Consider the following 24471-nt stretch of genomic DNA (forward strand, 5'->3'; position numbering starts at 1 on the left):
AATGGCAATCTGGAAAGGCGTTTTCCCCGCAGTCACCACCAAGCTGACCGAGGATGGCGAGGTCGATTTGGCGGCAACCCAAGCCAGCATTGATCGACTGATCAATAATGGGGTTTCAGGCGTTGTTGTCCTGCCTATGCTGGGCGAGAACGCGTCAATGAGCATGCAGGAGCGCGAATCAGTCATTCGCGCGGCGGTCGAGGTCGCCGACGGGCGTGTGCCGGTGCTGTGCGGCCTGGCCGAAATCACCCTGCAAACGGCCAGGAAGCATGCGGCGCTGTACAAGCGTTTTGGCGCCCAAGGACTGATGGTGTTTCCAAGCCTTGGCTACAAGACCGATCATCGCGAGACGGTGGAATGGTACAAGGGCATCGCCAGCGCAACCGACTTGCCGATCATGATCTACAACAACCCGATCGCCTATGGCGTGGACTGCACCCCGGCGATCCTGGCCGACCTGGTGGACACACCCGAGATCGTCTGCGTCAAGGAAGAAACCGGCGACATCCGGCGCGTGACCGACATGTACGTGGCCTTCGGCGATCGCTTCAGCATCTTTTGCGGGGTCGACGACCTGATCGTCGAAAGCAGCGCACTGGGCGTCACCGGCTGGGTGTCGGGCATGACCAACGTGTGGCCGGCAGAATGCGTCAAGCTCTTCAATCTCTGCGCCCAGCAACGCTTCAGCGAAGCCCGCGAGCTGTACCACATCCTCACCCCGTCCTTTCACCTGGATGTACACGTCAAGCTGGTGCAGTACATCAAGCTGGCCGAGCACCTGGTCTACGGCGCGCCGGAATGGACGCGCGCACCACGCCTGGCCCTTGTAGGCGAGGAGCGCGAATACGTGATCAGCACCGTCCAGAAAGCGATCGATAGCCTCGCCGTTCGCGGCTGACGCAACGGGCCCTTTCGCCTCGTCAAGGGGCCCGCTCCGTCAACCATCATCCAACCCCTTCACAGCCATTTTTCATTGAGCGAGTCCCGTTATGTCCATTACAGGTGAGATGCTGATCGGTCAGTCGAAGGTTCGCGGTAAAAACGGTCAGATGTGGGGATTCAACGCCGCCACCGGTGAGCCCCTTTCCCCAGCCTTCGGCGGTGCCACGCTGGACGACCTCGACAGCGCTTGCGCACTGGCAAATGCGGCTTTCGATGCTTACCGCGAAACGACGCCAGGGCATCGTGCGGTTTTCCTGGAAACCATTGCGCGCAATCTCCTCGCGCTGGGTGATGCCTTGATCGAACGTTGCATGGCCGAAACAGGTCTGCCGCGCGGGCGCCTTGAGGGCGAACGGACCCGCACGGTCAACCAGTTGGCGCTGTTCGCCTCCGTTGTCCGCGACGGCAGTTTCCTGGAGGCTCGCGTTGATCCTGCATGCCCTGAACGCACACCACTGCCACGCGCAGACATCCGGCTGCGCAACATTGCCCTTGGCCCGGTGGCCGTGTTCGGCGCGTCCAATTTTCCACTGGCGTTTTCTGTCGCGGGGGGCGATACCGCCTCTGCACTGGCCGCCGGCTGCCCAGTGATCGTCAAGGCGCACTCGGCGCATCCAGGTACATCCGAGCTGGTGGGCCAGGCGATTCAGCGTTCAATAAGTGCATGCAATTTACCGGAGGGCGTTTTCTCCCTGATATTCGATGCGCAGCACAGCATCAGCCAGGCCCTGGTTGCCGATCACCGGATCAAGGCGGTGGGCTTCACGGGTTCGCAACGAGCAGGCATAGCCTTGATGAATATTGCAGCGGCGCGCCCGGAGCCGATACCGGTCTACGCCGAAATGAGCGCGATCAACCCAGTGGTGTTGCTGCCCCATGCGCTGGCCGAACGCAGTGCGGCGATCGCTGACACCTTCGTCGCTTCGCTCATCCTGGGCGCAGGCCAGTTCTGTACGAACCCTGGATTGATCCTGGCGATCGAGGGCCCGTCACTCGCAGCCTTTGAGCACGCGGCAATCATCGCCCTGAGCGCCGCACCTGCGACAACCATGCTGACGCGTCTGATCTATGACAATTATTGCGACGGTGTCGAAAAACTGCGTGCGCAGTCTGGCGTAGAACTGCTTGGACGAGGACGACAAGGTGAAAGCTTCCAAGGGCAGGCCGCGCTGTTCGCCACCAGCGCGCATGCGTTCCTGAAAAATACAGAACTGCGTGACGAGGTCTTTGGCGCCTCATCGTTGATCGTTCGATGCCCCGATGCCTCCAGCCTGCTGCAGGTACTTGAAGCGCTGGGAGGTCAATTGACGATTTCCGTTCACGCCAGCACCAACGACTACCCCGCACTCGCCGCGCTGCTGCCCACACTGGAGAAAAAGGCCGGACGTATTCTGCTGAACGGTTTCGGCACAGGCGTGGAAGTCTGTCATGCCATGGTTCATGGTGGCCCCTTCCCGGCGACTTCCGACCCTCGCTCCACTTCAGTAGGCAGCCTGGCGATCAATCGATTCCTGCGCCCCGTGTGTTACCAGGACTTCCCCCAGGCTTTGCTACCCCCGGCACTCCAGGACAGCAACCCATTAGGGCTCAGCCGAAGGATAGATGGCACAGTGAAACCTTGACATGTTTCGCGCTCATTTACTGGAAGCGTCCTACACTCGTGAGCCTGAGGTATGATCGACCGATGGGGATCTCAAATCCTGGATCCATTCACCTGTCAGTAGTTGAAGAATGCCGAAGAAAGAGCCTTTACCCAACCTGCGCATCAAACGTCAAAGCTTGCCTGAAACCCTGGCGGAATCACTGCGTGAGCGGATCCTGAATGGGGAATTCAAGGAAGGCGAGTCGCTGATCCAAGAGACCATTGCGACCGAGTACGGTGTGAGCCGCATGCCGGTGCGTGAAGCATTCAAGGAGCTGGAGGCGTCCGGGCTGATCACGACGCAGATTCACAAAGGCTCCGTGGTGAAGTCCATTCCCCTTGAGCAAATCGCGGAGTTGTTTGACCTGCGTGCGCTATTGGAATCCGAGCTATTGGAACGCTCCCTGCCGAAAATGACCGACGCACACTTTGCGGCCACCAAACAATTGCTGCCGCAACTTGAAGCCGCCTACCTCGACGATGACATCGCGCAATGGGGCAAGCTCAATTGGCTGTTTCATCAAAGCCTGTATGCAGCGGCTGATCGTGTGCAAACGCTGGCTATCGTTCAAGGCATCAACGTTCAGACGGATCGATACATCCGCCTGCAACTGTTGCTGACCGCGGGGAAAAAAGAAGCCGAAGTCGACCACCGCGAGCTACTCCACCTGTGCGAAAAACGTGATGTCAAGAAAGCGGTTCAGTTCCTGCGCAAGCACATTCAGCGTGCAGGTTCTGACCTGGTCACACTGCTCAAGAAAAAACGCGATAAAGAAACCCAGGCTTGAATGCCAGTGGCGCCCCTCCTTGGCGGAGGGGCTTGTCCACTTGGCTCAATTGAGTTGAAACCCATGCGCCAGCGGATCGCGCTCATCCACAAGAATAGTGTTGTGCCCCGTGACCTGAGCCCAACCAGCAATGCTCGGCATGATGCCCGGGAAAGCACCTACCTCCGTCGCCGACTCGACCCGACAATCAAACAGTGTGCCGATGATGCTCTCGTGGACAAACGTATCGCCCACCTTCAAGCGGCTTCGGGCGACCAGTTGTGCCATGCGCGCAGAAGAACCTGTGCCACACGGTGAACGATCAATGGCCTTGTCACCGTAAAACACTGCGTTGCGCGCGTGCGCGCGTGGGTTCCTGGGTTTGTCACACCACATCACATGGCTGATGCCCTGGATACGACTGTCTTGCGGATGCACCGGCGCCAGCAGCGCCTGCGCGGCCTGACGAACCAGAGGACTCAACCGAATAATTTCACTGACGTCCATTGAATCCAGGCCATCCCAACCGGCTTGCGGCTCGATGATGACGTAGAAATTTCCTCCATACGCCAGGTCTATGTTCAATTTGCCCAGGGTGGGTACATCAAGCGCCACATCAGCTGCGTGGAGATAACTCGCAACGTTGTACAGGCGAACCTGCTCCACTCTCGTACCGTTTTTCACGTAGTCGATCGCAACGCGCCCGGCCGGCGCCTCGATGGCCAACGAACCCTCGATCCTCGGCACCACCAGACCGGCTTCCAGCGCCGCAGTCACCGTTCCGATGGTGCCGTGACCGCACATTGGCAGGCAGCCACTGACCTCAATGAACAACACGCCGATGTCGCAATCCTCACGTGACGACGGATACAAGATGCTGCCTGACATCCCATCATGACCACGCGGTTCGAACATCAACGCTTGTCGCACCCAATCATGCTCGCGCTGGAAAATCTGACGCTTTTCAGCCATTGAAACATTGGGCAGCAAAGGCCCCCCCGCGGTGACGATGCGCACCGGATTGCCACAGGTATGCGCATCGATGCAAAAGAACGTATGACGAGACATAGGAACTCCCTTTTGAACGCGTTAGTTGAAACGGCTGATTGCATAGGGTTCAAGGTCGACCAAAGAGGGTTTGCCCAGAGCAATATCGCTGACCAAGCGACCGGTTGTGGCCGCCTGGGTAAGCCCGAGATGACCATGGCCAAAGGCGTATATCACCGAGGGATGGCGCGCTGAGGCGCCGATCACCGGCAGGCTGTCAGGGGTCGCAGGGCGATGCCCGGCCCAACGGGTACCGCCCTCCGTACGCAACCCGGGCAGATAGAGCGCGGCCAGCCTGGCCAAGGCCTGGGAGCGCTTGAAATTCGCCGGTGCATTCAACCCGCCGAACTCCGCGGCGCCACCGACCCTCAAACCACAGCTCAACGGCGTGGCCACGAAGTGGCGCTCCGCGAAGATCACCTCCCTGGACAAGACGACACCCGGTTCGGGAAGGGTGGTGTTGTAGCCTCGCTCGCTTTCCAGCAAGACCTTGTCGCCAAGGCGCTGGGCGAGTAGGCCTGACCACGCACCGGCGGCGACCACGACCTTATCGGCCGTTAACCACCGGCCATCGACGAGCCCCACCGACACAGCGCTACCCTCAAGGCCCGGCCGGATACCACAGGCCTCGGCGACCTGAATGCAAAGCCCCCTGGCAAGCAATGACTGACGCAACTTATCAACCAGGGTCTTGGGGTCCCTGACGTGTGACCACTGGGGTGTGAACACCCCGCGCGTGATTGTCCGACCCAGTGCAGGCTCGATTTCACGTGCTTCGTTGCCGGTCAACGTGCGCACCTCAACACCCCACGCTCGTTTGAGGCCCCACTGCATTGCGTCCTTGTCAAACGCCGCTTCTTTCTCGTAGACCGTCAGGGCGCCGAGTTGTAGCAGCTCTTCGCGAAGATTGTGTTCCGCGAGCAGCGGCAGCAGGTCGTCGTAGACCCGAGCGTTAAGTGCCGCCAACGCCGCCGATATGCGCTTGAACTCCGAGGGCCTGCCGGCACGGGAGAAACGCAGCAGCCACGGTATCAACCTGGGCGCGTGCCCCGGACGTATCGCCAGGGGTCCCAACGGGTCCGCCAGCCATCCGGGCACTTTCCACAACACGCCCGGCACCGCAGCTGGAATCACTTCCGTGACCGCGATGCCTCCGGCATTGCCGAACGATGCTTTGTCACCTTCAGGGTCGCGGTCAACCAGGGTGACGCGGACTCCCGCCCCCAGCAGATGATGCGCCGTTGCCAGCCCCACAATGCCGGCGCCAATGACGATTACGTGCCTCATGAATCGCACCCTTTTCAGATGGAAAAAATGCACCTTTTTGAAAGCAATCATGCCCGATCTGATCGACCAGAACGAGCGCATGTAGATTGGATACAATAAACACAATCTGTCAACCGTCGCTGCTGCGTCTGCCAAACCCTGACACACTTCATAGTCAGCAACATCTTTTTTATTAGACACAACCAATTGTTTTTTAAGGTTTATTTAGAATTTATAGGCTGTTTTTTTGACCTTCAATGCAAAAAACCCTGTTTCCCCCTCTACTTCCGCGAATAAACATTTGGTAGATTTTTCGACAGATGTAGATTGGATACAACGCATACCAACGCCACACCCCTAAAAAATACAATGCCAATCAGATCGGGGATTTCCATGAACATTGCACGTCACGCAAGCACCTCTCTCCTGCTCGTCCTCGCCACAACCGCTTCCATGAACTCAGCCGGCGCCGGTTCAACCCTGGACCAGGTCATTTCATCAAAAACCCTACGATGCGGTGTGCAACTCGACTACCCGCCGGCGGGTTTTCGCAACCAGGCCAATGAGCCGGAGGGATACGACGTTCAGTACTGCAAGGACATGGCCAAGGCCCTTGGGGCAAAGGCCGTGATTGTCGAGACACCTTCCTCCGAACGTATTCCCGCACTGGTGTCCAATCGCATCGACGTGCTGATTGCTTCCACCTCGATCTCACCCCAGCGCGCCATGAGCGTGAATTTTTCCCAGCCCTACGTGAACTACACCAACGTTGTACTCACCCGCAAAGACGCCAACATCGAACGTTTCGAGGACCTGAAAGGCCGCAACATCGGTGGTGTCACAGGCACCACGACCGAGCAGGAACTGCAGGCGCTACGCAAAGGCTGGGATGACCCGAACGGCAGCTATACGGGGTTCGGCAGCGAAGCCGAAGGTTACCTGGCACTGGCCCAGGGCAAGATAGACGGCGTGATCATCGGAAATGCATCGGCGGCCGCACTGGTTCAGAGCGGTCAATTTCCCACGCTCACGATCAAGGGAGTAGCACCTACGCCTCCCGACCTGTGCGGCATCGCCGTCAAAAAGTCAGACCCGCAGATGCTCAATTGGGTGAAGACCTTCGTATGGACCCAAGTCAAGAACGGTCGCTACCAAGAACTGTATGCGCAGTACTTCGGTGACGGCGAGGCGCCTTTGCTGACAGTTGCCGGCGTGGACTACTAACCTCACCTTCCGAGCGGCCGGCCGCGGCCGCTCCTGCCTGGAGCCTGCGCTATGTTCGGGTACACGTTTTATTGGTCAATGGTCTGGGAGAAGCTCCCCGAGCTGATCGAGGGGGCAAAAACGACGCTGGTGCTGACCGTACTTTCAATGATCATCGGCACGCTGATCGCCCTTGCGCTGACCCTGTTACGTCAACAGGAAAAAGGCCTTGGATACGCTGTCGCAACGTCCTGGATCGAAGTCGCTCGCAATACACCAGCGCTGTTCCAGGTGTACATGATCTATTTTGGCCTTGGCGCACTGGGGCTGCATTTCTCCAGCTACCTGGCGATGCTGTTCGCCCTGTCTTTCAACAACGCCGGCTACCTCGCCGAGATTTTTCGTGGCGGGTTGCAGGCTATTCCACGACAACAACACCGCGCAGCCAGGTCGTTGGGTATTTCATCATTCGCTGCCTACACCCATGTGGTCTTTCCGCAGCTGTTCAGGATTGTCTATTTCCCTTACGTCAACCAACTCAACTGGGCCCTGCTCAACAGCTCGCTGGGCATGATCATCGGCCTGCGCGAACTCACGGGCGCCACGCAGGCGGCCCAGTCCGAATCCTTCAGGACGTTTGAGTTTTTCATCATCGCCGCCGTGATCTACTTCGTCATGTCCAAGCTTATCGAGGGCGGCGCCCGACTCACTTTCTGGCGCGTGTTCAAGGGGTAGGCAATCATGCAATTCCAATTGGCTTACTCAGGTTTGCACTGGGGCGATCTTCCGTTTGTGCTCACCGGTATGTGGCACACCTTGTTACTGACGCTGCTGGCCACCTTTTTTGGCAGCCTGCTCGGCGTGATGATCGGTTGGCTTCGACAAGAATCAGTGTTCGCACGTCTCGCACTCGGACCGTTCGTCAACGTCATCCGCAGCATTCCGCTGATCATCCAGTTCATCCTGGTCAACAGCCTGTTTGCCATGGCCGGCTTCGGGATGAGCCCACTGTTTATCGGGGTTGTCGTCCTCAGCCTGTACATGGGCATGCTGACCTCGGAACTGGTCCGCGCGGGTTTGCAATCCGTGCGCCCGCAACTGAAAAAAGCCAGCCGGTCACTCGGGCTGAGCTATTGGCAGGAGCTGCGCCACCTATCCGCCCCGCTTGCCTTTCGCACACTGCTTCCCGGCTGGATTGGCACAGTGATAGGCCTGACAAAAGATACAGCCCTCGTGAGCGTAGTGGGCTACATCGAGCTGCTGAGAGCTTCACAGATCCTGATCAACCGCTCGAACGAAGCACTCCTGGTGCTCGCGGGCGCAGGTCTCTTCTACTTTGCGATCTGCTACCCGATCTCCCGCTACAGCCGCCATCTCGAAAAGGTAATGCACCATGATTGATATCAAGGATGTCCGCAAAAGCTTCGGCGCTGTCGAAGTCATCAAGGGCGTCAACCTGACCATCCAGAAGAGTGAAGTGTTGTGCCTGATCGGCGCCAGCGGGTCGGGGAAGTCCACCTTGCTCCAGTGCATCAATGGCCTGGAGCCGATTCAAGGAGGTAGCATCATGGTCGACGGCACGGATGTGCACGCCAGGGGAACCGACCTGAACAAGTTGCGCCAGAAGCTCGGCATCGTGTTCCAGCAATACAACGCATTCCCCCACCTCACCGCCCTGGAGAACGTGGCGCTGGCGCCGCGCCTGGTCAAGAAGCTTCCCAACGCCCAGGCTCTGCAACTGGCTCGTGACCACCTGGCTTTCGTCGGCCTCGACAATCGCGCAGACATGCGCCCTGCCAGCCTGTCTGGAGGCCAGCAGCAACGACTGGCGATAGCGCGCGCCCTGGCCATGCAGCCTGACTACATGCTATTCGACGAGGTCACCTCCGCCCTCGACCCTGAACTCGTGGGAGAGGTGCTGGATACTATCCGCAAACTCAAGGACTCAGGCATGACCCTCATCATGGTGACCCATGACATTGCCTTCGCTCGCGAGTGCGCAGACCGAATTGCATTCTTCGATAACGGGTTGATCTGTGAAGTCGGTGACGCTCGCCAGGTAATCAATGAGCCACAGGAAGAAAGGACACGGCAGTTCCTCCAACGCGTATTGCACTGACGTGACATGAGCCACACACCTTGGCGCGTTAACAGTCTTTGACAGTTTCTCGACAAAGCTGTCAAAGACCCCCGGGCGCCACGCCCCTAGCATTTGAGCATCCAAACCACCTGCCGGGTGCTCATCATGCTTCGCACGTTGCGCGGTATTCCATTGCTCGGTTGCCTGTTGGGCAGCATCGGCTGCCAGGGGCAAGCCTCTACCCCGCCGCCGATCCCCAAGGGCGACTACAGCGCGATCATCCGCTACCTGCAAACCCGCATCCCCCGGGATATGGCCCAGGCCAATGTGCCCGGTTTGTCGATTGCACTGGTCAACGGGCAGGAGTTGATCTGGGCGCGCGGGTTCGGCATGGCCGACAAAACCCTGGGCGTGCCCGTGACGCCGAACACGGCGTTTCGCGCTGGTGCGATTTCCAAGCTGCTCACCGCCAGCGCCGCCCTGCAACTGGTTGAACAGCAGCGGCTGGCGCTGGACGCACCGATCCAACAGACGTTGCGCGAGTTCTATGTGCGTTCGCGTTTCCACACCGACCAGCAGGCCGCCGACCGCGACATCACCTTGCGTCGCCTGCTCAGTCATCAATCCGGCCTGCCCAGCGAGCACCTGCGCGACCTGCGCAACAGCTATGCCATGGGGCAGATGCCGATGCGCCTGTCCGGCGTCTGGCTGAGCACACCGCCCGGCACCCAAGTGGCCTATTCCAACCTGGGTTATGCGCTGGTCGGCGCGGCGATCGAACGCAGCAGCGGCAGAGAGTTCGAGGCTCAATTGCAACACAGCCTGCTCAAGCCGCTGGAGATGAACCAGGCGAGTTTTATCGGCACCGCAGTACAGGCGGGTTATCGCGCCCAGGGCTATCAGGGTGGTATCGCCAGCACCGACGCGCAAGTGCGTGACCTGGCGGCCGGCGGTTTGTGGGCCAGCCCCAAGGACCTCAGCCATTACGTACAGATGTTGTTCGCCGAGGGCCTGTACAAGGGCAACCGGGTGATGAACCAGCGGTCCATCGATGACATGTTCACCCAGCAAAACACCGGCAACGCCCTGGACTTCGATTGCCGGATCGGCCTGGCCTGGTTTCTCGCGCCGTGCGGTGACGAGCCGGTCGGGCCTGGCGTGCGCACCTACCAGCACAGCGGTGGCGGCGATGATTTTGCCGCGCAGTTGACCCTGCTGCCGGACCAGCAACTGGCGGTGATCATCATGGCCAATGACAGCAACGCCGAAGACCTGGTCGCCAACCTGGCCACCGACACCCTGCGCCTGATGCTCCAGGCGCAGACCGGCGAGCCGGTGTGCAGCGACGAGTGCCAGGCGCCCCGTCACGGGCTCAAGCTGCGCCAGGTGCCGGCCGCCATCGACCGCCAGCGCCTGTCCGGCTTTTACGCCACCGCCTGGGGCGTGTTCCGCATCCGGGACGACGCCGGTCGGCTACGCGGCGAACTGGCCGGCTACGACTTCGAGCTGCTGCGTGACGACCACGGCTGGCTGCGCGCGCAAAAGAAAGTCCTCGGGTTCTGGCTCAAGGACCTCGGCGAACTCGGCCGCGTACAGCTCGACGTGATCACTGTGCAGGGCCGACAGATGCTCACCGCGCGCAGCCACGGCCAGCGCATCGCCATCGGCGAACGCATCGACCCGCCGCCCTTGCCCATGGCCTGGGCCGACACCGTCGGCACCTATCAAGTGCTCAACACCCATGAACCCGACGCGCCGTTGAGCGGCATCAGCGTGCGCCTGGAAGACGGCTTCCTGGTGATTCGCGGCCAACTGCACGACGAGCCTTTGACCGATTACATCCTGCTGCCGGTGGACAACGCCCACGCCGTACTCGCCGGCAACGGTTATGGCCTGGGCGACACCGTCAGCCGCCAGGTCAACGGCCTTAGCGCCTCGGGATACTCCTTCAAACGTACCCATCCACCCTTGAGTTTCTGACCGACATGAAAACCCTGATGAGCCCCAAAAACCTCTGCCTGTCCCTCACCTCGCTGTGTTTGCTGGCAAGCGCCGACGCAGTGCTGGCCGAGGACTGGACCTACACGCTCAAAGCCGGCGTGGCCAACCTGCCCCGCTACAGCGGCAGCGATGAGCGCATGACTGCGCCGGTGTTCGGCGGCGCCATCGTCAGCCCCTGGGGGATTTTCCTCGACACCGACAAAGGCCTGGGCTGGGGCTACGAAGGCAATGCCTTGAGTTTCAGTGCGTATGTCGGCGCCAGTGCATCGCGCAAGGACAAAAACGAATCCATGCACTTGGGCTCCAAGCGCCTCAAGGGCATGGGCGAAATCAAGTCACGCCCGCAGCTGGGCGTGAGCGCCCACTACAATCTCGGCGGCGCCATTGTCGGCGCGACCCTGGAGCACGCGCTCAAGGAAGATGACCACAAGGACAGCGGCAAGGCCTTTACGCATTTGGAGCTGAGCCTGGGCACCACGCTGTACGAAGGCCGTTATGGCTCCGTCGATGCCAACATCAACAGCCACTTTGGCGACCGTGACTATATGCAGACCTGGTACGGCGTCACCACCGGCCAGGCCGCACGCAGCCGCTTCAAGGCCTACAAGGCCGGTGCCGGCAATATCAGCAATGGCCTGAACCTGGTCTGGAGCCTGCCGATCAGCGAGCACACCGAGTTCTCGACCTTGCTGGATGTGCAGTACCTGGCGGATGAAGCGGGCAAGAGCCCGATTGTGGAGCGACGCTTGCAGACGTCGGTGATGGGCGTGCTGGAATACACGTTCTGATTGGATAGGTGGGAGGGGGCTTGCCCTCGATAGCGATGTGGACTGATCCACCGCCATCGGGGGCAAGCCCCCTCCCACATTATTCGGCGTAAGCCCAGGTCATCCGGAAGGAGGCGCCGCCCCATTCCGAATCCTGCACCTGCACCTGGCCACCGTGCCACTGCGACACCCGCTGCACCAGCGCCAGGCCCAGGCCGAAGCCACCGGTGCGGCGGTCACGGCTGGCATCCAGGCGCATGAAGGGTTGGAAGATCTTCGAACGGCCTTCCTCCGGCACGCCAGGGCCGTCATCACACACCCGCACTTCATACCCGCTGCCGAACTTGACCAACGACACTTCCACACGGCGCTCGGCATACCGAATGGCATTGCGCAGCAGGTTGATCACCGCACGCGCCATAAAGCGCGGCTCGATCTGGATATAGTCCACTTCGCAGGTGCGCAACGACAACTGGATGCCCGCGGCTTCGGCCTCCAGCGCCACGCTGCCGATCACACTGTCGAGCCAGCTGTGGGCCTCGATGCGCTCGCGGGTGACCTGGGTGGCGCCGCGCTCCAGGCTGGCGTAGGTGAGCAGTTCGGAGACCATTTCTTCCAGCTCGCCCAGGTCGGCATACATGTCGGCGATCAGTTCGCCACGCAGACGCGGGTCGGCTTGTTGCTTGAGCTGGTCGAGCTCGAACGACAGGCGTGCAATCGGCGTGCGCAGCTCGTGCGACACCGCATTGGTCAGTTCGCGCAGGTTGGCGATCAGGCTTTCGATGCGCTCGGCCATCTGGTTGAAGTGCCCCGCCAGTTCGCGCACGGTGGAACGGCGCGGCAGCAGGATGCGAGAACTGAGGTCGTTGTCACCAAAGCGTTGTGCGGCCAGGCGAATATGCTCGAGGTCGCGCCAGTGCGGGCGTACCCAGAAATACAGCACGATCGCCAGGCACACCCCGAGGAAACCATAGGCCCACAGGTAGAGCCACTTGGGTTCTTCCGGCAGCTTGATTTCCAGCAGTTGCGGGCCGCCGTCAATACTGGTGAGAAACTCCATGAAATCACCGCGCACCACCAGCAAACCCGCAGCCAGCAGTTGCGTCTCGCGCTCGGTGAGTGCCTGGGTGTCCTTCTGGACCAACTTCAAGTGCAGCCCGTAATGGGGTTGCAGCTCAGCCAGCCGGGCCGGGCGTTCGTCGGCCCTGAGCGGACGCAGTTGCTCCACCAGGGCATACGCCGGGCCGCGCAAGGCTTCGCGGTTATAGGTTTCGTTGGCTTCGGGCAACAGCTCGTCGAAGGTGTAGTTGACCAGCCAGATCGCCCCCGCCAGACCGAGCGCCAGGATCACATACAGGCGCAGAAACAGCCGCAGCATTTAAGCCTCCCACGCGAACGGATTGAACAGGTAGCCCTTGCCCCAGATGGTCTTGATACACACCGGTTCACGGGGGTTGTCGTTGAGCTTGCTGCGCAGTTTGCTGATGTACACGTCGACGCTGCGGTTGAGGCCGTCGAACGCGATACCGCGCATGCGGTTGAGGATGTCATCGCGGGACAGGATCGTGCCCGAGTTGCTGGCCAGCAGCCACAGCAGCTCGAACTCCATGGTGGTCAGATCGATCTTGTCGTCGCCCAGGCTGACGCCCCGGCAACTGCGATCAATGGCCAACCGCCCGAATGCCAGGGCACCGCGCACGGTCGGCTCCGGGGCCTGGCGTCGTTGCAGCGCACGCAGGCGCGCCAGCAGCACAGGCGGCTTGATCGGCTTGATCACATAGTCGTCGGCGCCGGACTCCAGGCCCAGGATGTGGTCAAGGTCATCTTCCTTGGCCGTGAGGATCACAATCGGCGTGTCGGACACGGCGCGGATCCCGCGGCACACATGCAGGCCACTCTGGCCAGGCAGCATCAGGTCGAGCACGACGATCTTCGGCTTGAACTCCAGGAACGCCGCCAATGCCTCATCGCCCCGGTGCTCCACGCGCACCTCGAAGCCATGCTGCGCCAGGAAGTGCGCGATGAGCCCCGCGAGTTTTTCGTCGTCTTCAACGAGCAAGACCTTGCCCAACCCCAGGTTTTCCATAAGTTCTCAGTGTGCAGACGCGGATTGAAGAGCTGGCATTATAGGTGGCAAGCTGCGCAACTAAAGCAACTGCGCAGCGGCTGCCGACGAAGCTTCATGCTTTTAAGAGTTTTTAACAAATACCCCGCACTCTTTAACGCCGTCCACAGGGAGTTGTATGCGCAAGGATTACCTGGCGTTCTTTGTTTCGCTGTTCCTGTCGCGGCTGGCGGACCAGATCCTGCTGTTCATCGTGCCCCTGATCGTATTCCAGACCACCCAGAGTGTAGCCTGGGCCGGGCTGGCATTCTTCGTCGAGTCGCTGCCGCGTTACCTGGCGTTCCCGGTGTGCGGCGCCTTGTGCGACAAGTTCACGCCGGTGCGCCTGCTGCAGATCAGCCAGGTATACCGGGCGCTGGCGTGCGTGCTCGCGGTGGTGTTGTATGGGGTGTTCGATGGCCTTTACTGGATTGTCCTGCTCTCGGCGCTGTGCGGGGTGCTCACGACCCAGGGCATCATGGCGCGGGAAGTGCTGATGCCGCATATCTTCGCGCACTACAGCTACGCCAAGACCCTCTCCTACTCGCAGATCGCCGACCAGAGCGGGCTGGTGCTGGGGCCGCTGGTGGCGGCGCTGATGCTGGAAGTCTGGGCCTGGCATTGGGTGGTACTGGCCGTGGCCGGATTGTTTGTGCTGGCCGACCTGGCGATGCGCGTGTGGCAACGCTCCAGCACGGCGCACCTGGAAACCTTCGAACAGCATCAGGACATCTGGCTGCGACCGCTAAAGATTGCGTTCGGGCATATCCGCAACCTGCCGGACTTGAAACGGATCATCACCCTGGCCGTGGGGGTGAACCTGATCATTGGCGTCACCCTGGCCACGTCGGCGGCGATGGTCACCGGCCAGTTTGCGGCGGGCAAGGACGCCTATGCCTTGCTGCAGGCAGCGGGCGCATTAGTGACCATCGGAATTTTGTTTTACCTGGCCCGGGCCGGACTGCCGTTGAAGGTACTGGGCGGCTTGTCCTATTCGATGATCGGCGTGGGGGCGTTGATCATGGCCGCAAGCCCAGGCGTGTGGCTGTACGCCGTGGGTTTCCTGTTGGTGACCGGCTTCGACAAGATGTTCAACGTCTACCTGCGCAGCACCCGCCAGCGGGTGATCCCCGTGCAGGACTTCGGCAAGACCGTGGGCGTGATCACCCTACTCAACAACCTGCCGCAACCCTTGGCCGGCCTGGCGGTGGCGGTGCTGGCGGCGCCACTGGGGACGCAGACGGTGATCCTGCTGCTGACCGGGATCGCCGCGTTGCTCGGTGTGGCCGTGGCCTCAGGCTGGCACGCCACTGTGAAAGCGGAACTCGATGTCGGGTGACTCGATCAGGTCCTGCTCGGTCGCCCTCACCCGCTCGATCACCTGGGCGACGTCCTTGGTGTCGCCATACTGGTACGCCAGCTTCAGGTAACCCTGGAAGTGCCGCGCCTCGCTTTTCAGCAGGCCGAAGTAGAACTTGCCGAGTTCTTCGTCCAAATGCGGCACCAGGGCTTCGAAACGCTCGCAACTGCGCGCTTCGATAAAGGCGCCGACCACCAAGGTATCCACCAGTTTCACCGGTTCATGGCTGCGCACCACTTTGCGCAAGCCCGAGGCGTAGCGCCCGGCATGCAGCTGGCGCAGCTCGATCTTGCGCTTTTTCATCAGGCGCATGACCTGCTCGTGATGCACCAACTCCTCGCGGGCCAGGCGCGACATCATGTTGATCAGGTCGACATGGCTGTAGTACTTGGCGATCAGGCTCAGGGCGGTGCTGGCGGCTTTGAATTCGCAGTTCTTGTGGTCGATCAGCAGGGTTTCCTGATTGGCCAGCGCGGCCTGGACCCAGGCATCAGGGGTGCGGCAACCGAGGAATTCGTGGATTTCTGGCAGGTTCATCGGGCTCACGGGCAAAAGGATCACAAAAGGCCGGCGATTATACCGACCCCGCCGCAGACCACCAGCCACCGGCCTTGATGTGCATCAACATGACGTGCGCACGCCAGCAACTATAGTTGTTCCAGGCCCCCGTCCTTTTTATGGAGATCCCGATCATGCAAGCCATCCGCAGCATCCTGGTGATCATCGAACCCGAGCACTCGGAAAGCCTGGCCCTCAAGCGTGCCAAGCTGATTGCCGGGGTCACCGATGCGCACCTGCACTTGCTGGTGTGCGACAAGAAGCATGAGCACTCGGCGCTGCTGGCCCTGCTCAAGGCGGGTTTGAAGGAGGACGGCTACAGCGTCAGCACCGAACAGGCGTGGAATGCCAGCCTGCATGAAACCATCATCGACGTGCAGCAGGCCGAGGGCTGCGGATTGGTGATCAAGCAGCACTTCCCGGACAACCCGCTGAAAAAAGCCCTGCTGACGCCGGCGGACTGGAAGCTGCTGCGCTATTGCCCGAGTGCGGTATTGCTGGTCAAGACGTCCACACCCTGGACGGGCGCAAAGATCCTGGCGGCGATCGACGTCGGCAATACCGATGGCGAACACCGTTCGCTGCACAATTCGATCATTGACCATGGCTTTGATATCGCCAACCTGGCCAAGGCGCAGTTGCATGTGATCAGCGCGCATCCTTCGCCGATGCTGTCGGCGGCGGACCCGACGTTCCAGCTCAAGGAAACCATCGAGGCGCGGTATCGCGAGCAATGCAGGGCGTTCCAGGCGGAGTTCGATGTGGATGACAAACACCTGCATATTGAAGAAGGCCCTGCCGATGTACTGATCCCCTACCTTGCCCACAAACTGTCGGCGGCGGTCACGATCATCGGCACCGTAGGGCGCACCGGGATTTCCGGGGCGCTGATCGGTAACACCGCAGAGGTGGTGCTGGACGCCCTGGAAAGTGACGTACTGGTGCTGAAACCTGACGAAGTGATGGATCGCCTCGTGGAGCAGGCCAACAAGACCTGATGCCGACCTTTCAAACAATGAAGATAAAAAATGTGGGAGGGGGCTTGCCCCCGATGAGGGTGTGTCAGTGGATAAATCCCAGGCTGACACACTGCCATCGGGGGCAAGCCCCCTCCCACAGGGGTTATCCGTTGTCAGTTGGAAAACACATCGCGCAGAAACCCCGGCGCGATATAGCGCTGGTAATGCGCCTCGGACAGGATAAAGAACTCCCGATCAATCGCATCGCGCAGGTCCGGCAACGGCCAGTCGCGAAACTCCGGCAATAGCACCATGCCATAGGCCTCCAGGTTGGAGATCACCCGCGCCCCCCGGGCGATCAACTGGTAGGCCCAGCAGTACTCGGACTGGTGCGGCACGAAGCGGATCTTGCGCTGTTCCAACTGGCCGCGCAGGGTCTTGGGGTCGAAAACCTCCAGTTTGCCGGCCATTACCTGCACCAACAGCTGCTCCAGGCGTAGCCAGACCGCACGTTTTTCTTCTTCGTTATAGCCATTCCACTGGATCACTTCGTGGTGGAAGCGCTTGCAGCCCCGGCACACCAGATCGCCGTAAACCGTGGAGCACAGGCCGACGCAGGGGGTCTTGATGGTTTGGTTGGACATGGGTAACGGCACGCAGATCAGCAAAACAATGCGCCATGTTAGCCCTTTGTCTAAGCTCGATCACCCAGCAAACTTGGTCAGGCAACTTACCTTTAGAAATTTTTTGCCGTAGAATCATCCGGCCTTGTAAGGCGCCAATAATCCGCTGGAAGCTGTTTTCAAAGCGTCACGAGCACAGTCGTTCCTTCAGAACGGTGTTGGCGCGGGTCATGACTCGGTAGGTCAGAGCCCTCGCCAACCCTCATCAGCTCCGTTCTGCAGGCGTAAAACTTTGAAAGCAGCTTCTGTGAGGAATGCCGGCAGCGCTGGCTTTGCGGCCCAAAAAGCCCCCGAGCGCATGCGTGCCGTTCATTTCTGGATGAGCGTCCCGTGGGACCACTGATGAGGGTAATAACTGTGCTTGAAGCCTACCGCAAACATATCGAAGAGCGCGCAGCCCTGGGTATTGTTCCCCAGCCGCTTAACGCCGAACAAACCGCAGGCCTGGTCGAGCTGCTGAAAAATCCCCCGGCTGGCGAAGAAGAATTCCTCGTTGACCTGATTACCAACCGCATTCCACCAGGCGTTGACGAAGCTGCCTACGTCAAGGCCGGTTTCCTGTCTGCCCTGGCCAAGGGCGAAGCCACTTCCCCCCTGATCGACAAGAAACGCGCCGTTGAACTGCTTGGCACCATGCAAGGCGGCTACAACATCGTGACCCTGGTCGAGCTGCTGGACGACGCCACACTGGCTCCCGTCGCCGCCGCCCAACTCAAGCACACCCTGCTGATGTTCGATGCGTTCCACGACGTGGCCGAAAAAGCCCGTAACGGCAATGAACACGCCAAAGCCGTGATCCAGTCCTGGGCTGACGGCGAGTGGTTCCGCAACCGCCCTACCCTGGCCGACAAGATCAGCCTGCGCGTATTCAAGGTGACCGGCGAAACCAACACCGACGACCTGTCCCCTGCGCCGGATGCCTGGTCCCGTCCCGACATCCCACTGCACGCCCTGGCCATGCTGAAAATGGCCCGTGAAGGCATTGTGCCGGACGAGCAAGGCAAGACCGGCCCGATGAAGCAGATCGAAGAAATGCGCGGCCAGGGCTTCCCGATCGCCTACGTCGGTGACGTGGTCGGTACCGGTTCCTCGCGTAAATCCGCGACCAACTCCGTACTGTGGTTCTTCGGCGACGACGTTCCGTACGTGCCGAACAAGCGCGCTGGCGGCTTCTGCTTCGGCAGCAAGATCGCCCCGATCTTCTACAACACCATGGAAGATGCCGGCGCACTGCCCATCGAATTCGACGTTTCCAACATCAACATGGGCGACGTGATCGACCTGTACCCGCATGCTGGCAAGGTCTGCAAACACGGCACCGACGAAGTCATCACCACCTTCGAAATGAAGACTCCGGTGCTGTTGGACGAAGTCCGCGCCGGTGGCCGTATCCCGCTGATCATCGGTCGCGGCCTGACCGACAAGGCCCGTGCCGAGCTGGGCCTGGGCCCAACCGACCTGTTCAAGCTGCCTGAAGCGCCTGTCGACACCGGCAAAGGCTTCACCCTGGCGCAGAAAATGGTCGGCAAGGCGTGCGGCCTGCCAGAAGGCAAAGGCGTTCGTCCTGGCACCTACTGCGAACCGAAGATGACCACCGTGGGTTCCCAGGACACCACCGGTCCGATGACCCGTGACGAACTGAAAGACCTGGCGTGCCTGGGCTTCTCGACCGACCTGGTAATGCAGTCGTTCTGCCACACCGCGGCCTATCCAAAGCCGATCGACGTGACCACCCACCACACCCTGCCTGACTTCATCATGACCCGTGGCGGTGTATCGCTGCGTCCAGGCGACGGCATCATCCACAGCTGGCTGAACCGCATGCTGCTGCCGGACACCGTGGGTACCGGTGGTGACTCCCACACCCGTTTCCCGATGGGCATCTCGTTCCCGGCCGGTTCCGGTCTGGTTGCGTTCGCCGCAGCCACTGGCGTAATGCCACTGGACATGCCGGAATCGATCCTGGTGCGCTTCAAAGGCAAGATGAAGCCTGGCATCACCCTGCGTGACCTGGTTCATGCCATTCCTTACTACGCGATCCAGTCGGGTCTGCTGACTGTAGAGAAGAAAGGCAAGAAGAACGCCTTCTCCGGCCGCATCCTGGAAATCGAAGGCCTGAACGACCTGACGCTGGAACAGGCTTTCGAGCTGTCCGACGCCTCGGCTGAACGTTCGGCTGCCGGTTGCACCATCAAGCTGTCGAAAGAGTCGATCACCGAATACCTGAACTCCAACATCACCCTGCTGCGCTGGATGATCGGTGAAGGCTACGGCGATGCACGCACCCTGGAACGTCGCGCCCAAGCGATGGAAGCCTGGGTCAAGAACCCTGAGCTGATGGAAGCCGATGCCGACGCGGAATACGCCGAAATCATCGAGATCGACCTGGCCGACATCAACGAGCCGATCCTCTGCGCACCGAACGACCCGGACGATGCCCGCCTGCTGTCGAGCGTTGCCGGCGAGAAGATCGACGAAGTGTTCATCGGTTCGTGCATGACCAACATCGGTCACTTCCGCGCGGCCGGCAAGCTGCTGGAGCAGGTCAAGGGTCAGCTGCCAACCCGTCTGTGGCTGTCGCCGCCGACCAAGATGGACGCTCACCAACTGACCGAAGAAGGCTACTACGGCATCTACGGCAAGGCTGGCGCGCGCATGGAAATGCCGGGCTGCTCGCTGTGCATGGGTAACCAGGCACGTGTTGAGCCGAATTCGACCGTGGTGTCGACGTCGACCCGTAACTTCCCGAACCGTCTGGGTGACGGCGCCAACGTCTACCTGGCTTCGGCCGAGCTGGCAGCGGTAGCTTCTACCCTGGGTCGCCTGCCGACCGTCGAAGAGTACATGGGCTACGCAGCGAAACTGGACACCATGGCCAGTGACGTCTACCGCTACCTGAACTTCGACCAGATCGCCGAGTTCCGCAAGATCGCAGCAAGCGCCAACATCCCGGTGATTCAAGCCTAAGGTGTTGATGTGAAAAAACGCCGCGTATCGTGAGGTACGCGGCGTTTTTTATGCCTGGAATGCAGTACAAATGTGGGAGGGGGCTTGCCCCCGATAGCAGTGGGTCAGCCAATAAATCCGGCACTGAGACACCGCGATCGGGGGCAAGCCCCCTCCCACATTTTTACCGCGTCAGGTTTAAGCGAAGAACGAATAGACCACCGCAGTAATCGCCACCAACCCCACCGCCGTGACAAACACATTGGACGCCTGCCCACGGTACTTGGCCATGGCCGGCACCTTGCGAATGGCATACATCGGCATCAGGAACAGAATCGAAGCAATGATCGGACCGCCCAGCGCCTCGATCATGCCGAGAATGCTCGGGTTCAACGTCGCCACGATCCAGCACACCACGAGCATGAAAGCCGCAGTCATGCGGTCCAGGCGCTTGGCCTCCGGACGACGCCCCGTCTTCAGCACCAGGCCCTTGAGGCCTTCACTGGCGCCGATGTAGTGGCCCAGGAACGACTTGGCAATCGCCACGAACGCAATCAACGGCGCTGCGAACTCGATGGTCGGGTTATTGAAGTGGTTGGCCAGGTACGACAGGATCGACAGGTTCTGCGCCTTCGCTTCGGCCAGTTGCGCCGGCGACAGGGTCAGCACGCAGCTGAACACGAAGAACAGCACCATCACCACCATCAACAGGTGCGCGCGGGACAGAATCTGCGAGCTGCGCTCATCGGCGTGGGCGCCGTACTGGCGCTTCTGGTCCACTGCAAAGGCCGAGATGATCGGCGAATGGTTGAACGAGAACACCATCACCGGAATCGCCAGCCACAGGGTGTTGAGCAGTGCGGACGGTGCCGGGACTTGGCTGGCGGTGCTGAGGATGCCGCCGTTCCAATGCGGGATCAGGTACACCGCCAGGAACAGCAACGCGACGATAAACGGATACACCATCAGGCTCATGGCCTTGACGATCACTTGCTCGCCGCAACGCACCACGCCCAGCAGGCCGAGGATCAGCACGAACGACAGGATCGCCCGTGGCGGTGGCGCGATGTGCAGTTGGTGTTCCATGAAGCTGCCGACCGTGTTGGTCAACGCCACACTGTAGATCAGCAGAATCGGGAAGATCGCAAAGAAGTACAGCAAGGTAATCAGCGCGCCGGCCTTGATGCCGAAGTGTTCTTCCACTACGTCGGTGATGTCGGAGCCTGCACGGCCAGACAGTACGAAACGGGTCAGGCCACGGTGGGCGAAGAAGGTCATCGGGAACGCCAGCAGCGCGAGGATCACCAGGGGCCAGAAGCCGCCCAGGCCCGCGTTGATCGGCAAGAACAGCGTACCGGCGCCAATGGCGGTGCCGAACAGGCCAAGCATCCAGGTGGTGTCCTGGCGGCTCCAGCTTGTGAGGGTTGCAGGTGTCGTTGCATAGCGTTCGTCGACGCTATTGGCCTGATCATTCATCCGGTCGGATCTCCGCATTTACACAGCCGGGACGAGTCAGAAAAACCTGACAGGCAGCGCCCCGACCATAGAAGGGGCCGGATTGTCCGGGATTCTTGTGAATAAGCAAAGACTTAGCTGAGGAACGGTGGTGCGGTGCAAGCCCGCAGGGGCGGCTGTAGGCGGCGATTTTCGCGGCGCTTGGCGAGATACCTGATATACATTCCCGCACAAATCTATTTTAGAATTTCACACGTTACTGTAGTTTTCACACAACGCCCACCGTGTATCCAGAGAGCCCCGCCATGCCTCGCGTCTCCCGCAAACAAGCCGATCTCAACCGCGAAATCATCGTCGAGGCCGCCACGCACCTGTTTCGCGAACGCGGGCTGCACGGCATCAGTCTGTCAGACGTGATGGCCGCTGCCGGCCTGACCCACGGCGGGTTCTACGGGCACTTCGCGTCCAAGGAGGCCCTGGCCACCGAAGCCTGCCAACAGGCATTCGAGCACGCCAACCTGGGCTGGCAGGCCAAAATCGAGCACAGCGATGATCAACAGGCCGCCCGCCAGGCGGTGCTGGGGCCTTACCTGACCGCCACCCACCGCGACAACCCCGGCGACGGCTGCCCGGTCTCGGCCTTCGCCCCGGATATGTGCCACGAACCCGCTGATACCGCCTTGCAGCACACCTTTATAGAAGGCGTGGAAAAGTCCCTGGAGATTTTCTCTCAACTGGACGACGGAGACCGTCAAGCCATGCTGGCCCATTACGCGATGATGGTGGGCGCAGTCACCTTGGCGCGTGCGACACGGGGTAATAGCCTGTCGGACGAGTTCCTGAAGGCTACAAGAAATACCCTGTTGCCCGTTGACAGCCCTTCCCCCATCCCAGCATGATCGGGCCATGAACATTATCCAGCTCGTCCTCACCCGTACCACCATCACGACCGCTTACGGCGGGTCGCGCGGTGGCTGTGGGTGCTTGAGCTAGACACTTCACAGATCCAACCCAAGGCCCCGCCAGCAATGGACGGGGCCTTTTTTTGCTCCGTCCGTTCGGCAACCACCAGGAGCAACACCATGGCTGACGCCCTGCTGATCATCGATATGCAAACCGGTTTATACGATGGCCCGGACAAACCGTTTGAACGCGAACGCGTGCTCGCCTCCATCAACCAGCTGATTCATCGTGCGCGCAACGCAAGCGTACCGATCTTCGTGGCGCGCCACACCGGCCCTGGGGGCTCACCGATTGCAGCCGGCAGCCCGTTCTGGCAGCTGTGGCATGAGCTAGAGGTCGACGAATCCCGCGATTACCTGTTCAACAAGACCCGTCCCAGTTGCTTCCTGGGCACCGATCTTGAGCAGCAACTGAGCGCGGCGCAGGTCAAGGAGTTGGTGATCGTCGGGATGAAAACCCAGTTCTGCATCGACACTACCTGCCGGGTCGCCGTGGAGTTGGGGTTTTCGGTGGTGCTGCCCGAAGATGGTCATACCTGCATGGACACGCCGGCGCTAAAAGCCGAGGCGATCATCGAGCATCACAATACGACCCTGGCCGGTGCGTTTGTAAAGCGGGCCAGCGTGGCCGAGATCCGCTTCTGACCGCACAAATACGGCATACTCCTCCCCTCAAACCCTTCAGGAAGAGCCTTCCGATGACCGCTACTGTTCTGGTCCTGGTTGAAACCATCAACGAATACCTGCCCATCATCGAGGGCAATGACTTTCATGTGATCCTGGCGCCGACCCCTGCCGAACGCGCCGAAGCGATCAAGGCCCACGGCAGCCAGATCAAGGCGGTGCTGACCCGTGGCCCGCTGGGCTTGTACGCCGAGGAAATCGCCGCCCTGCCCCTGCTGGAAATCATCTGCGTGATCGGCGCCGGCTACGAACACGTCGACCTGCAGGCCGCCAGCAATCGCGGGATCGTGGTTACCAACGGCGCCGGGGTGAATGCGCCGTCGGTGGCCGATCACGCCATGGCGTTGCTGCTGTCGCTGGTGCGCGGCATCCCGCAGACCGACGCCGCGGTGCGCCGCAGCGAATGGCCCAAAGTGATGCGCCCGTCCCTGGGCGGCAAGCAACTGGGCATTCTCGGGTTGGGCGCCGTGGGCATGGAGATCGCCAAGCGCGCTGCCCTGGGGTTCGGCATGGAAGTGAGCTATCACAACCGCCAACCGCGTGACGATGTGGACTACACCTACTGCGCCACCGCCGTTGAACTGGCGCGCACCTCGGACTTCCTGATCCTGGCCACGCCGGGCGGCGCCAGCACTCGCCACCTGATCGACCGCCACGCCCTGGATGCCCTGGGGCCGAATGGCTACCTGGTCAATATCGGCCGTGGCAGTGTGGTGGTCACCGCCGACCTGGTCGCCGCCCTGGAGCAGCGTCGCATCGGTGGCGCCGCGCTGGACGTATTCGACGACGAACCCAAGGTGCCCGACGCGCTCAAGAAGCTCAGCAATACCGTGCTCACCTCCCACGTGGCCGGACTGTCGCCGGAAGCCGCCCACGACACCGTGCAACGCGTGGCCGACAACCTGGTGGAGTACTTTGCCGGCCGCCCGGTGCTCACCCCGGTCGCCCTGCCCCCGCCCACTAAATGACCGATCAGGCACGCTGATCATCGTCCAACACGCTAACCTATTAAGCCGCCCCGACCTTGTCGCTGGGCGGCTGCGCG

The 24471-nt window shown here is 60.7% G+C and carries 22 protein-coding genes; 15 read left to right on the forward strand and 7 right to left on the reverse strand.

What is annotated here, in order from left to right; genetic code table 11:
* Position 1 precedes the first annotated feature (1 nt).
* The 3 genes from NL123_RS17540 (at position 2) to NL123_RS17550 (ending at position 3372) form a co-directional block, all read left to right on the forward strand.
* Positions 2-898, forward strand: coding sequence for a dihydrodipicolinate synthase family protein (locus NL123_RS17540; protein ID WP_248488125.1), 897 nt, complete (start codon positions 2-4; stop codon positions 896-898).
* A gap of 91 nt (positions 899-989) precedes the next feature.
* A complete protein-coding gene (locus NL123_RS17545) occupies positions 990-2564 on the forward strand; it encodes an aldehyde dehydrogenase (NADP(+)) (RefSeq protein ID WP_494355920.1) in 1575 nt (524 codons plus the stop codon).
* 109 nt (positions 2565-2673) lie between these two features.
* On the forward strand, positions 2674-3372 hold the full coding sequence (locus tag NL123_RS17550; RefSeq protein WP_248488123.1) for a GntR family transcriptional regulator: 699 nt from the start codon (positions 2674-2676) through the stop codon (positions 3370-3372).
* A gap of 45 nt (positions 3373-3417) precedes the next feature.
* On the opposite strand, the gene NL123_RS17555 is transcribed toward NL123_RS17550, so the two are convergent.
* A complete protein-coding gene (locus tag NL123_RS17555; protein ID WP_494355921.1) occupies positions 3418-4419 on the reverse strand; it encodes a 4-hydroxyproline epimerase in 1002 nt (333 codons plus the stop codon).
* Positions 4420-4440: 21 nt separating this feature from the next.
* A complete protein-coding gene (locus NL123_RS17560; RefSeq protein WP_248488121.1) occupies positions 4441-5865 on the reverse strand; it encodes an NAD(P)/FAD-dependent oxidoreductase in 1425 nt (474 codons plus the stop codon).
* A 252-nt stretch (positions 5866-6117) separates the two neighbouring features.
* Between NL123_RS17560 and NL123_RS17565 the strand changes: the two genes are divergently transcribed.
* From NL123_RS17565 to NL123_RS17590, 6 genes are all read left to right on the forward strand, one after another.
* Positions 6118-6888 (forward strand): transporter substrate-binding domain-containing protein, encoded by a 771-nt coding sequence (locus tag NL123_RS17565; RefSeq protein WP_248488120.1) that lies wholly within the window; start codon positions 6118-6120, stop codon positions 6886-6888.
* A 51-nt stretch (positions 6889-6939) separates the two neighbouring features.
* Complete coding sequence (locus tag NL123_RS17570) at positions 6940-7602, forward strand: amino acid ABC transporter permease (RefSeq protein ID WP_248488119.1); 663 nt, start codon at positions 6940-6942, stop codon at positions 7600-7602.
* A gap of 6 nt (positions 7603-7608) precedes the next feature.
* Positions 7609-8268, forward strand: coding sequence for an amino acid ABC transporter permease (locus NL123_RS17575; RefSeq protein ID WP_248488118.1), 660 nt, complete (start codon positions 7609-7611; stop codon positions 8266-8268).
* Positions 8261-8986 carry an amino acid ABC transporter ATP-binding protein gene (locus NL123_RS17580; protein WP_248488117.1) on the forward strand — a complete coding sequence of 242 codons (726 nt, stop codon included), beginning with the start codon at positions 8261-8263 and terminating at the stop codon, positions 8984-8986. The genes NL123_RS17575 and NL123_RS17580 overlap by 8 nt, the downstream gene beginning before the upstream one ends.
* Positions 8987-9112: 126 nt before the next feature.
* On the forward strand, positions 9113-10927 hold the full coding sequence (locus tag NL123_RS17585; RefSeq protein ID WP_494355922.1) for a serine hydrolase domain-containing protein: 1815 nt from the start codon (positions 9113-9115) through the stop codon (positions 10925-10927).
* Between the two features lie 17 nt (positions 10928-10944).
* A complete protein-coding gene (locus tag NL123_RS17590) occupies positions 10945-11736 on the forward strand; it encodes a MipA/OmpV family protein (protein ID WP_248488115.1) in 792 nt (263 codons plus the stop codon).
* Positions 11737-11815: 79 nt separating this feature from the next.
* Here NL123_RS17590 and NL123_RS17595 read toward each other — a convergent pair whose 3' ends face one another.
* Both NL123_RS17595 and NL123_RS17600 read right to left on the reverse strand, forming a co-directional pair.
* A complete protein-coding gene (locus NL123_RS17595) occupies positions 11816-13093 on the reverse strand; it encodes an ATP-binding protein (RefSeq protein ID WP_494355923.1) in 1278 nt (425 codons plus the stop codon).
* Positions 13094-13801, reverse strand: a complete 708-nt coding sequence (locus NL123_RS17600) for a winged helix-turn-helix domain-containing protein (protein ID WP_494355924.1) — start codon at positions 13799-13801, stop codon at positions 13094-13096. It lies immediately after the preceding gene.
* Positions 13802-13958: 157 nt separating this feature from the next.
* Here NL123_RS17600 and NL123_RS17605 point away from each other — a divergent pair, with 157 nt between their 5' ends.
* On the forward strand, positions 13959-15158 hold the full coding sequence (locus NL123_RS17605) for an MFS transporter (RefSeq protein ID WP_494355925.1): 1200 nt from the start codon (positions 13959-13961) through the stop codon (positions 15156-15158).
* Here NL123_RS17605 and NL123_RS17610 read toward each other — a convergent pair.
* Entirely contained in the window at positions 15114-15716 is a 603-nt protein-coding gene (locus tag NL123_RS17610) for a MiaE family protein (RefSeq protein WP_494355926.1), read from the reverse strand. The two genes, NL123_RS17605 and NL123_RS17610, sit on opposite strands and share 45 nt — an antisense overlap.
* A 155-nt stretch (positions 15717-15871) precedes the next feature.
* Here NL123_RS17610 and NL123_RS17615 point away from each other — a divergent pair, with 155 nt between their 5' ends.
* Positions 15872-16735, forward strand: a complete 864-nt coding sequence (locus tag NL123_RS17615) for a universal stress protein (RefSeq protein WP_494355927.1) — start codon at positions 15872-15874, stop codon at positions 16733-16735.
* Between the two features lie 134 nt (positions 16736-16869).
* On the opposite strand, the gene NL123_RS17620 is transcribed toward NL123_RS17615, so the two are convergent.
* The gene (locus NL123_RS17620; protein ID WP_248488110.1) at positions 16870-17340 is read right to left on the reverse strand and encodes a DUF1289 domain-containing protein; all 471 of its coding nucleotides are present in this window, start codon (positions 17338-17340) and stop codon (positions 16870-16872) included.
* Between the two features lie 396 nt (positions 17341-17736).
* On the opposite strand from NL123_RS17620, the gene acnB reads away from it, so the two are divergent.
* Positions 17737-20346 carry a bifunctional aconitate hydratase 2/2-methylisocitrate dehydratase gene (acnB, locus tag NL123_RS17625; protein WP_071487935.1) on the forward strand — a complete coding sequence of 870 codons (2610 nt, stop codon included), beginning with the start codon at positions 17737-17739 and terminating at the stop codon, positions 20344-20346.
* 177 nt (positions 20347-20523) lie between these two features.
* Here the strand turns inward: acnB and NL123_RS17630 are convergent, their stop codons facing one another.
* A complete protein-coding gene (locus tag NL123_RS17630) occupies positions 20524-21801 on the reverse strand; it encodes a serine/threonine transporter (protein WP_494355928.1) in 1278 nt (425 codons plus the stop codon).
* A gap of 284 nt (positions 21802-22085) precedes the next feature.
* Here NL123_RS17630 and NL123_RS17635 point away from each other — a divergent pair, with 284 nt between their 5' ends.
* From NL123_RS17635 to NL123_RS17645, 3 genes are all read left to right on the forward strand, one after another.
* Positions 22086-22679, forward strand: a complete 594-nt coding sequence (locus NL123_RS17635) for a TetR/AcrR family transcriptional regulator (protein ID WP_494355929.1) — start codon at positions 22086-22088, stop codon at positions 22677-22679.
* Between the two features lie 183 nt (positions 22680-22862).
* The gene (locus NL123_RS17640; RefSeq protein ID WP_248488107.1) at positions 22863-23387 is read left to right on the forward strand and encodes a cysteine hydrolase family protein; all 525 of its coding nucleotides are present in this window, start codon (positions 22863-22865) and stop codon (positions 23385-23387) included.
* 53 nt (positions 23388-23440) lie between these two features.
* Positions 23441-24394, forward strand: a complete 954-nt coding sequence (locus NL123_RS17645) for a 2-hydroxyacid dehydrogenase (protein WP_248488106.1) — start codon at positions 23441-23443, stop codon at positions 24392-24394.
* Positions 24395-24471 lie beyond the last annotated feature (77 nt).

The organism is Pseudomonas sp. FBCC-B1565 (assembly GCF_059133265.1).